The 11315-nt window shown below is 53.1% G+C and carries 10 protein-coding genes; all 10 read right to left on the reverse strand.

Annotated elements, in window-relative coordinates:
* Complete coding sequence (locus tag EC843_RS05820; protein ID WP_133521881.1) at positions 1-1491, reverse strand: MOP flippase family protein; 1491 nt, start codon at positions 1489-1491, stop codon at positions 1-3.
* Positions 1492-1599: 108 nt separating this feature from the next.
* A complete protein-coding gene (gene wcaJ, locus EC843_RS05825; protein WP_121815304.1) occupies positions 1600-2994 on the reverse strand; it encodes an undecaprenyl-phosphate glucose phosphotransferase in 1395 nt (464 codons plus the stop codon).
* 119 nt (positions 2995-3113) lie between these two features.
* Positions 3114-4487 (reverse strand): colanic acid biosynthesis phosphomannomutase CpsG, encoded by a 1374-nt coding sequence (gene cpsG, locus EC843_RS05830; RefSeq protein ID WP_133521882.1) that lies wholly within the window; start codon positions 4485-4487, stop codon positions 3114-3116.
* Positions 4488-4548: 61 nt separating this feature from the next.
* Positions 4549-5994: a mannose-1-phosphate guanyltransferase gene (gene cpsB, locus EC843_RS05835; protein ID WP_133521883.1), complete on the reverse strand. Its 1446-nt coding sequence runs from the start codon at positions 5992-5994 to the stop codon at positions 4549-4551.
* A 2-nt stretch (positions 5995-5996) separates the two neighbouring features.
* On the reverse strand, positions 5997-7217 hold the full coding sequence (locus EC843_RS05840) for a WcaI family glycosyltransferase (RefSeq protein WP_121815301.1): 1221 nt from the start codon (positions 7215-7217) through the stop codon (positions 5997-5999).
* Complete coding sequence (locus EC843_RS05845) at positions 7214-7693, reverse strand: GDP-mannose mannosyl hydrolase (protein WP_133522071.1); 480 nt, start codon at positions 7691-7693, stop codon at positions 7214-7216. The genes EC843_RS05840 and EC843_RS05845 overlap by 4 nt, the downstream gene beginning before the upstream one ends.
* A 2-nt stretch (positions 7694-7695) precedes the next feature.
* Entirely contained in the window at positions 7696-8661 is a 966-nt protein-coding gene (locus EC843_RS05850; protein ID WP_133521884.1) for a GDP-L-fucose synthase, read from the reverse strand.
* Between the two features lie 2 nt (positions 8662-8663).
* A complete protein-coding gene (gene gmd, locus EC843_RS05855) occupies positions 8664-9785 on the reverse strand; it encodes a GDP-mannose 4,6-dehydratase (protein WP_064545254.1) in 1122 nt (373 codons plus the stop codon).
* A gap of 130 nt (positions 9786-9915) precedes the next feature.
* Complete coding sequence (wcaF, locus tag EC843_RS05860) at positions 9916-10461, reverse strand: colanic acid biosynthesis acetyltransferase WcaF (protein ID WP_133521885.1); 546 nt, start codon at positions 10459-10461, stop codon at positions 9916-9918.
* 97 nt (positions 10462-10558) lie between these two features.
* Positions 10559-11311 (reverse strand): colanic acid biosynthesis glycosyltransferase WcaE, encoded by a 753-nt coding sequence (wcaE, locus tag EC843_RS05865; protein ID WP_133521886.1) that lies wholly within the window; start codon positions 11309-11311, stop codon positions 10559-10561.
* Positions 11312-11315: the final 4 nt, after the last annotated feature.

Genomic DNA, 11315 nt, shown 5'->3' on the forward strand with positions numbered 1-11315 from the left:
TTAGCCATGGCCCTGACCCCGGCCCTCTCCCACGGGGAGAGGTGGAATTCTTATAAACTGGCGCTTCATCTCTACCACCAGCGCATTACGGGAGGCTGCCAGCATCACGATAAACGCCAGGACACCGGCTGCAATTTGCACGCCGACCAGCAGGCCGAGCGAAAGATGCCCTTTAAGGACGATGCCCAAAGCAGCGCTGACCACAACGGTTGGAATAGAGAGATAAAACGGCAGCCAGATGCTCTGAATGTACTGGCGATAACTGGAACCGAGCACTGGCTTAATCATCACGAAATAGCTCAGAACGGTGTTCACCACCTGCACAAACAGGAAGCCAAACGTCACGCCCAATGCACCAGCGAGATGCCCACCGACAATAATCGCCGGGATGAACAGACAGGTTTTGAATACGTTGAATTTAAAACTGATATCAACCCGTGCTTTAGCCATCAGCAGCGAGCCGATGGGGTTACCGATAGAACGCAGCAGCCCGACCACACACAGCAGTTGCATGATTGGCGTAATAAACTGCCATTTCTCACCAAACACCAGCGGCACAAAATTATTCGACACCACCAGCAGGCCGAGTAGCGCCGGGAAATTAATTATCCCGACAATCGACAGCAGTTTGTAGAAGTTGATACGTAACTTGTCGGTATCGTCCTGAATCTTGGCAAAGGCAGGAAACAGCACGCGAGTGATAATCGGGTTCAGCTTCATCGGTGGCACCACCGCCACGTTGTAAGCGAGGTTGTAACCACCAGCGATGCTGGCACCAAGAATGCGCGCCAGCACCAGCGTGGACAGGTTGGTGTTCACATAATTGATAATGCTGTCTGCAGTTAACCATGCACCAAACTTCAGATTGGAACTGACCGATTTCAGCGAGAAATACAGGCCAGGGCGATAGATTTTGCGGCCAAAGAAGCCAAACAATGCGGTACGTACCGTGGTGTTGACCAGGTAACCCATAATCGCGGTCATGGCAAACGGGTAAAACATCGCAGCGCCAACCGTCACACTAAAGCCGGCCATCACTGAAACGGTTTCAATCGAGCCAATCTTTGAAAACTCGAGTTCCTTTTGCATTAATGCGCGGAATTGTTGGCCGTGCGGGATGATGATAAATGCAAATGAAAGCGTCTTAATCAACGGGGCAAGTGCCGGGGTACGCAGCACCGAGGCGATAACATCGCTGAGTAAAAATACCGACGCGAACACGACTACGCCAAGGCCGACGTTTAGCCAGTACAGCGTCGTCAGCTCAAGATGGCTTATCTCCTTACGCTGGATAATTGAGTTGGCAATCCCAAAATCCGACAACGTATCCGCCAGCGCAATAATCACCAGCGATACCGTCAACAAACCAAATTCGTGGTTGTCGAAAATGCGTGCAAGCCAAGTCATCTGCACGAGGCCGAGGCTAATAATAATCACCGTGGCGATGGCAGACCATTTAGCACCGCTGATGGTTTTTTCTCTCAGGCTCATGGTGTTATCCGTTAATGTGTCGGGTGGATAAGCGCATGCGTCATCCACCATTTACGTCGTTAGTGTCGGATGACGCGAGGCTTATCCGACCTACAAAAGGTTTGTCATCTAATACGCAGCTTTGTTAACAAAGCCTTTGAAAATGGTCAGGAAGACAATTTTGATGTCAAACCACAGGCTCCATTCGCGGATGTATTCCAAGTCAAACTCCACGCGCTTTTCCATTTTTTCCAGCGTGTCGGTTTCGCCACGCCAGCCGTTGATTTGCGCCCAGCCGGTAATCCCCGGTTTCACTTTATGGCGCAGCATGTAGCCTTCAATTAGCGAGCGATATTGCTCGTTATGCGCCACCGCATGTGGACGCGGGCCGACAATCGACATCTCCCCCATCAGCACATTGATAAATTGCGGCAGTTCATCCAGAGAAGTACGGCGCAGGAAATTGCCAACTGGCGTCACACGTTTGTCGCCTTTGGTGGCCTGCGTGACCACGCTGTCGTTTTCCATCACTTTCATGGAGCGGAATTTCCAGACTTTGATCGGTTTACCGTCCATGCCGTAGCGTGTCTGGCGGAAGATAACCGGGCCAGGGGAGGTCAATTTCACCACCGCACTGATGCACAACAACACCGGCGAAATAAACAGCAGGATCATGGCAGACAGCACAATGTCTTCGAGGCGTTTCAGCACGCGGTTAATGCCGTTGAGCGGCGTATCAAATAGCGGAACCACGGGCACACCGTTAACTTCTTCAGTGCGAGCGTTCAGAATATTGAAGGTGAAAACATCGGGGATCAGCATCACTGAACAAGTGGTATCGGTTAGCTCACGCACCAGTGATTTAATGCGTACTTCTTCGCTCATCGCCATCGCGATGTAGATATTGTCGATACGTCCGGCGCGTGCTTGTTCCACTAAATCTGCGAAACAACCCGCATAGTCACCATGCGGAGATTCTGGTTGCTGGTCGTCATACACGCCCGTGACATCAAAGCCCAGCCACGGTTCGTTGCGGAAACTCTCGGCCAGCGTATAACCCACCGGGAGCGAACCGGCGATAGCAATACGCCGCGTGTTGTAGCCCATATTGCGCAACCAACCGGCACCCAGTCGGATAAACGAACGGCACAGCATCATGCCGAAACTCGTCAGCACGTACCAGGCCAGGTAGACCCAGAAAGATCCGTCAAAGTCGGGATTAAACGCCAGTAATCCGGCGCTAAAGATCAGGCTCAACGTCCAGTTTTGCAGCAGCAACATCAGCTCGCTGGTGATCCTCACCCCACGCCATGAACGGTAAAAGTCGGTCATTCCGCCAATCATCTGGAAAACTACCAGAGCCAGGAGCGCCATCAGTAAGTGCATGTACAAAAACGGTAACCCGTTGACCTGACACACCACCCACAACCCAACAAACATAATGGTGATGTCAGAAAAACGTTGCACCATAGAGATCAACGATGCGTTGGTTTTTGGTAGCTCGCGCTTTTTTAGGTTTGTCATCGTTTTACCTTTATTAAAATTCCCCCTCACCCCGCCCCTCTCCCCCAGAAGAGGGAACAAAGAACATCCTCTCTCCTGGGGGAGAGGGCTAGGGTGAGGGCGACCTATGCATGGTCAGATCACTGATTCAACAGTTCCATAATTTCCTGCGTTCGTGCCTGCATCAGCTGCTCATTGCGCTTAGATTCCACATTCAGGCGCACCACCGGCTCGGTATTTGAACTCCGCAGGTTAAAGCGCCAGTCAGCAAACGCCATGCTCACGCCATCGGTGTGGTCCACTTCTTCAGCGTGTGGCGCAAAGTGCTGCTGCACCCGTGCAATCGCAACTTTCGGGTCGGCCAGTTTGCTGTTGATTTCCCCGCTCGCCGGCCACGCTGCCATGCGGTCACACACCAGTTCGCCCAGAGTTTTGCCCTTCAGACACAACAGTTCTGTCACCAACAGCCACGGGATCATCCCGCTGTCGCAGTAGGCAAAATCACGGAAATAGTGATGGGCGCTCATCTCACCGCCGTAAATCGCATCTTCCTGGCGCATCCGCTCTTTGATAAACGCATGACCAGTTTTCGACATCACCGGTGTGCCACCTGCGCGCTCCACGATATCGACCGTGTTCCACGACAGGCGCGGGTCGTGAATAATCTTCGCGCCCGGCTGTTTTTCGAGGAACGCCGCCGCCAGCAGGCCGACGATGTAATAGCCTTCGATAAACTGCCCTTTCTCATCGAACAGGAAGCAGCGGTCGAAATCGCCGTCAAAGGCAATCCCCATATCCGCACCGTGTTCAATCACCGCATTGCGGGTGTCATCGCGACACTCTGGCAGCAGCGGGTTCGGGATACCGTTCGGGAAATTGCCGTCAGGCTGGTTGTGGACTTTGATAAACGTCAGCGGCACATTGAGCGATTTAAAACGCGCTTCGATGGCATCGACAATCGGGCCTGCCGCGCCGTTACCGGAGTTAATCACCAGCTTCAGCGGTTTGATATTGGCCACATTGATGTACGAGAACAGGTGGTCGATATACGCCTCAACCACGGAAATCTTCTGGTAGCTGCCGCGAGCAGCCGTATCTACCGGCGGGAAATCGTTAGCTTCCGCCAGACGCTGCACATCACGCAGGCCGGTATCGCCGCTGATCGGGCGTGCCCCTTCGCGTACCAGTTTCATGCCGTTGTAGTCCATCGGGTTATGGCTGGCGGTCACTTCGATGCCGCCGTCCACGTCCAGATGCCAGGTGGCAAAATAGATCTCTTCGGTGCCCGACAGTCCGATATCCAGCACGTCGACGCCCGCGTCCTGCAATCCTTTCGCTAATGCCAGCTTCAGGGTTTCACTGGTCAGGCGCACGTCACCACCCAGCACGATGGTTTTCGGCTTCAGGTACTCGCCATACGCGCGGCCAATACGTTCAGCAATGTCTTCGTTCAACTCTTCGCCCAGGCGACCACGAATGTCGTAGGCTTTAAAACAGGTCAGTTTCTGTGTCATTTTCGCTCCCTGGAGCAACAGATTTCGTAGGTCGGATAAGCACAGCGTCATCCGACAAAAGCTAAATTCGCCCGTACCGGTCCTGAAAACGCACAATGTCGTCTTCTTCGAGGTAAGTGCCGGAACGCACTTCAATCAGATCAAGGGGGATTTTCCCTGGGTTTTCCAGGCAGTGCGTGACGCCCAGCGGAATGTAGATGGACTCGTTTTCGCCCAGCAGTTTCACTTCCTCACCCAGTGTCACTTTTGCGGTACCCGCCACCACAATCCAGTGCTCGGCACGGTGGTGGTGCATTTGCAAAGACAGGCCCTCGCCCGGTTTCACGGTGATGCGTTTCACCTGGTAGCGTTCGCCTTCGTCGATGGAGTCGTATTTGCCCCACGGGCGATATACTTCGCGGTGGTTATGGTGTTCATGGCGGCCATCAAATTTGATTTGCTCCACCACTTTCTTCACGCTTTGCACGTGGTCGCGGTCGGCAATCAGCACCGCATCTTTGGTCTGCACAACAATCAGATCTTTCACGCCAACGGTGGTCACCAGACCGGACTCGGCATAGATGTAACTGTTCTCGGTAGAGTGGCTGATGACATCGCCGTGATGCACATTGCCTTGTTGGTTTTTGGTGCTGATTTCCCACAGCGATGACCATGAACCGACATCGCTCCAGCCCGCGTCCATCGGTACTACCACGGCGTCGGCGGTCTTTTCCATTACCGCGTAGTCGATGGATTCATCCGGACAGGCGAGGAATGCGGCTTCATCGACACGCACAAAATCAAGATCCGGGTCGATATTTGCCATCGCTTTTTCGCAGGCGCTGAGAATTTCCGGGCGGAATTTTTTCAGCTCTTCCAGGTAGCGCCCGGCGCGGAACAGGAACATGCCGCTGTTCCAGTAATATTCACCGCTGGCAACGTAAGCCTGCGCGGTGTCGATATCCGGTTTTTCGACAAACTGCGCCACGCCAAAGGCCACGGCATCCGCGTCTGGGGTAATGAGACTGGCAACTTCGCCACGGCGAATGTAGCCGTAGCCGGTTTCTGGTAAGTCAGGCACGATGCCAAAGGTGACCAGTTTCCCGGCTTCGGCATACGGCAACGCATTACGCACCGCACTTCGGAAGGCTTCTTCGTCCTGGATAACGTGGTCGGCAGCGAGGATCAGCATCAGCGGATCGGTATCCGGCTGGTTACGCTTCGCCGCCAGTGCCGCCAGCGCGATTGCCGGTGCGGTATTGCGCCCGGCAGGCTCCAGCACAATATTTTCCGTCAGCTTGTTCAACTCACGCAGTTGTTCGGCGACGATAAAACGGTGTTCTTCATTGCAAATCACCACCGGGCTTTCGCACTCGACGCCGTTTAAACGGCTAACGGTGGTTTGCAACATTGTCAGTTCGCCTTTCAGGCACAGGAACTGTTTCGGGTAAAGCACGCGGGACAACGGCCACAAACGGCTGCCGTTTCCTCCAGCCATGATGACCGGATAGAGTCTGGAATGAGTCATAATTAACCCTGAATGTCCGCAATAAATTGATTCAACACGCTGTTTTTCTCGAGCGTGCGCTCGGCATAGTCACATGCCACAGTGTTGTGTTCTGGAAGTTGCAGGCAGCGCTCTATGCCCTCGGCTAAGGCGTCAACCGATTCCGGTTCGACACACACCGCAATACCGGAAAACGCCTCACAAAGCTGGCCAAGCTCGGTGTCTGCTTCTGCGGTAATCACCGCATTGCCGCCCACCGCAAGAATGTTGGTCAGTTTTGATGGCAGCACGGCATCAGCCGCACCACGGCGCTGGATAACCAGATGGCAATCGGCGAGTTTTAGCAAAGCGGGCAGCGCGTCGTAAGGCTGCAACGGATGGAACACCACGTTGTGCAGCCCTTTGTCTTGTGTGAGTTTTTGCAGGCGAGCTTTGCCGCCTCCCTGGCCAACAATCACGAATACATACGGCTGGAGTGCAAAACGCTCCGCCACTTCAATCACCGTTTCCAGCCCCTGCTTTTCGCCGATGTTGCCGGAATAGAGGATGATTTTTTTATCAACCGGAAGTTGCAGGTGGGTTTGTACCGCCAGAATTTCTTCGCGGGAAATACCGTGAAAACGCTCCACTTCCGACCAGTTAGGGAAGAAGATCACGCGTTTAGGATCAACACCCTTTTCGGCCGCTTTGTTCATCATCGAACGGGAAATCGTCGAAACGTTGTCGACGTTATGCAGACCGCTCTGTTCAAAGCGCTGCGCCAGGCGCGCCACTTTGCCCTGCTTTTTGCCCGCCATTCCGAGGCCGAGCATCGCGTCGACTTCGTAATCCTGAATATGGAGCAAGGTGCGTGCGCCGCTGAGTTTTGCGAGCAGGCGCATGCCCGGCACACAAAACAACGTCGGCACCACGCCGATAATGCGATCCGGCTTCCAGCGGCGTTGCGCCAGCAGCGGGAATAAAGAGCTCAGTGCAAAGCTGCCCAAATGAATCAGGCGCTTTAAGGTTGAAGGCTGCTTTGGTACATACAACGGGCAGCGCCAGACGGTGGCGGCCCCCACTTCTTTCTGGTACTTCCAGGCGGAATAATCGGGATGCACTTCCCAGACCGGATAGTAAGGTGGTGCGGTAATCACCCGCACCTCATGGCCCTGGCGCGTCATCCATTCCACCATCTCGCCGGTGTATTTGCCGATGCCCGTCAGCTCCGGTGAATAGTTAATGCCGTAGACCAGAATCTTCATAATCCGATGACCTTTTCTGTCTTACCAGCAAGGAAATAAGCGCGACTGTTGTCATGCACATCGCCGCGTGCAAGCCAATCAGCAGGTGTTAACCACTGATAATCACTGTGCTGCGCGTCCGGCAGTTGCAGCGCATCAGCGTCGACGCGCAGGCGAAACCCCAGCACGATGTAGTGCGTGGAAAATTCGGGGCCGGAGAAGTTGTCGTCATAGAAGTGCTGCCACACGCCGTAAAACTCACCGTCCTGCAGCGTGCGCGGCGTGCCTAATTCAGCCTCGGTTAAGCGCGCAAAAGCCCGCTCCAGAGTTTCATCTTTGCGTACCCGGCCACCCGGCACGAACCAAAAGTTCTGTGCCGGGCGCTGAGTGCGTTGCCCCAACAGGAACTCGCCGGCCTGATTTTCAACAATCAGATCGATGGAGAGAAGCGGCGTGGAGCGGACAACGGTGGCGAAGTCTTCAGCACTCAGAAACATCATTACCCCCGGAACCGTTTCTGGTTTTCGAGGAACCACTGGTAGGTGCTGGCAAGGCCAGGTTCCAGAGTGATTTCCGGATACCAACCCAAACGGCGCAGGCGCGTTACATCCAACAGTTTGCGCGGCGTGCCATCGGGTTTGGTGGCATCAAATACCACACGGCCACGGTATCCCGTGACTTTGGCGATGGTTTGCGCCAGTTCGCGGATGGTGCAATCCACACCGGTGCCGACGTTAATATGCGAAAGCATGGGCTCGGTATTTTCCTGCCACACTTCGCTAGCCAGTTCCATAATGTGGATGCTGGCTGCCGCCATATCATCAACATGCAGGAACTCACGCATTGGCGTGCCGCTGCCCCACACCACCACATCCGGCGAGTTTTGCTGTGTCGCTTCGTGGAAACGGCGCAGTAACGCAGGGATTACGTGCGAATTGCTTGGGTGGAAGTTATCGTGCGGGCCATACAAATTAGTCGGCATCACCGAACGGTAATCGCGACCGTACTGGCGGTTATACGACTCGCACAGTTTTATCCCGGCGATTTTGGCAATCGCATACGGCTCGTTAGTCGCTTCAAGCGTGCCTTGCAGCAGCTCGCTTTCCGCCATCGGCTGGTTCGCCATTTTTGGGTAAATGCACGATGAGCCGAGGAACAGCAACTTATTGACATTGTGCGTATGCGCGCTGTGAATAATGTTGCTCTCGATAATCAAGTTTTCGTAGATGAAGTCCGCCGGATAAGTGTTGTTCGCCACAATTCCGCCGACTTTTGCCGCCGCCAGGTAAACCTGGTCAATACGCTGTTCTGCAAAGAAAGCGTTAACCGCCGCGCCATCCAGCAGGTTCAGCTCGTCACGGTTACGCAGCACCAGTTCAACGTCTGCACGTTGCTCAAGCTGGCGCACGATGGCGGAACCGACCATCCCGCGATGGCCGGCAACAAAGATACGTTGTTTATTCATGCTCAGGACTCCAGCGCGATGGCAACCTCGTAGCCGTGTGACTTAAGCAACGAGTGTTTTTTCGCCGCTTCCAGATCTTTAGCGACCATCTCGCCAACCATCTCTTTAAGCGTGATTTCTGGTTTCCAGCCCAGCTTTTCGTGAGCTTTGGTTGGGTCGCCCAGCAGAGTTTCCACTTCAGCAGGACGGAAATAACGTGGGTCAACGGAGACAATCACGTCGCCTGGTTTCACACCAGGTGCGTCGTGGCCCGTAACAGAAACAACGATGCCCTTCTCGTCAACGCCAGTGCCTTCAAAGCGCAGTTTGATACCCAGTTGCGCGGCTGACATTTCCACGAACTGACGCACGGAATACTGCACACCGGTGGCAATCACGAAATCTTCTGGAGTTTCTTGTTGCAGCATCATCCACTGCATCTTCACGTAGTCTTTGGCATGGCCCCAGTCACGCAGGGAATCCATGTTGCCCAGATACAGGCATTTTTCCAGGCCCTGTGCGATGTTGGCGATAGCGCGGGTGATTTTGCGGGTCACGAAGGTTTCGCCACGGCGTGGGGATTCGTGGTTGAACAAAATGCCGTTACAGGCGTACATGCCGTAGGATTCGCGGTAGTTTACGGTTATCCAGTAAGCATAAAGTTTGGCGACGGCATACGGTGAACGCGGATAGAAAGGCGTGGTTTCCTTTTGCGGCGTTTCTTGTACCAGGCCGTACAACTCAGAAGTGGATGCCTGATAGAAACGGGTTTTCTTCTCAAGGCCTAAGAAACGAATCGCTTCCAGTAGACGTAAAGTCCCCATCGCATCAACGTCGGCGGTGTATTCCGGCGATTCAAATGAAACCGCAACGTGGCTCATTGCGCCCAGGTTATACACTTCATCCGGCTGCACTTCGGAAAGAATACGGGTCAGGTTGGAGCTGTCCGTCAGATCACCGTAGTGCAGATGGAATTTAGGATTACCGGAATGCGGATCCTGGTAAATATGGTCAACACGTTCGGTGTTGAAAGAAGAAGCACGACGTTTAATACCGTGAACTTCATAACCTTTTTCCAGCAGCAGTTCCGCCAGATAGGAGCCGTCTTGCCCGGTTACACCCGTGATGAGAGCTACTTTAGTCATAATGGATTTTTCCTCTTTTAACATGTCGACATCCCCCTCACCCCAACCCTCTCCCTCAGGGAGAGGGAGAACACCGAGCGGTCCCCTCTCCTGGGGGAGAGGGCTAGGGTGAGGGCGACGTTTAACCCCATTAGGGCGTAATACGTTCCCGAACCACTACAGCCGGGTTACCCCGGCAAACGGCATTCGCCGGTAATGATTTATAAATACTGCTGCGCGCACCGACGACGGTGCCATTGCCAATCGTCACGCCAGGTGAAACAAATACATCTGTTGCCAGCCAGCATTTCTCACCAATAACAATTGGTGTGGCAGTAATATCGAAATGTTTGCTCATATAATCGTGACTACCGGTACATAAATAACACTTTTGTGACACCACGGAATTTGCGCCGATGGTAATGTCACCCAGCGTATATAACACCGCGTCATCGCCCACCCAGGCATAATCGCCAAGAGTTAATTTCCATGGATAAGTAATTTTCACTGACGGACGTATCACCACGCCTTTGCCAATTCGTGCGCCGAATAAACGCAATAAAAAGGCTCTCCAGCGATATAAAACTTGTGGCGACCAGGCAAATAATGTTGCTTGTACCGCCCACCACAGTTGAACCTTAATAGGGTGCCCGCCACGGAAACCTTTCGGTACCGAGAAGCCATTTAATTCTTGCATAATATTCTCTTATTCACTTTGTCGGATGGCGCTTACGCTTATCCGACCTACGGGTCAGTCGTAGTTGTAGGGTGGATAAGCGCCAGCATCATCCACCTTATGCTTTGTTATAAAGTGCTTTAGCTTTTCCAGTGGTACGCAAACGAAGCCTGTAAGATAATTCTGCAATAAAACCCGGCACGCCTAATATTTTGCGCTGCACATTTCTTGCATCCCGACACAGCTCAATATTATTTGAAGTCGACACGCCACCCATGGAAAATTCGGATACCAGACCCTTGACGCGTTTAAATGCATAGCCTTTTTTATACATTCTGGCGGCTAACGCGTAATCAGATGAAACTTTATATTGCAGATCGTAAGGATATTTGCGCAGCCCAGACATCGGGAAAAATATCGCCTGATGGCTGGCGGGTAAACTATGGTAGATATAGCAGCCCTGCTTTGCCCGGCGTTCTATTTTGGTGCCATCACCAAAGTCTAATAATGCATCACCAATCACCATTGCATTATCGGTTAGCGGCATAGCAGCGAGCTGATGCGCGACAGTGATGATATCCGAATGGAAAATGTCACCTGAATTGAGGAACAAAGCATAACGGCCTTGAGCCATCTCAATACCTTTGTTCATCGCATCATAAATGCCGTTATCTTTCTCGCTGACATAGCGTAACTGGTACTGACCGTTGAGGTTTTCCAGAAATTCTGCCGTGCCGTCGTTTGAGGCGCCATCCACCACAACCCACTCAAATGTGATGCCTGGTGCCTTTGCTAAGTGAGCCAGCGACTGCCAGGTTTTTTCTATACCGGCGAGATTTTTATAAGCAACAGTGATGACACTTAATAACATATTG

This window comes from Buttiauxella sp. JUb87, from assembly GCF_004361975.1.
Taxonomy (GTDB): Bacteria; Pseudomonadota; Gammaproteobacteria; order Enterobacterales; family Enterobacteriaceae; genus Buttiauxella; species Buttiauxella ferragutiae.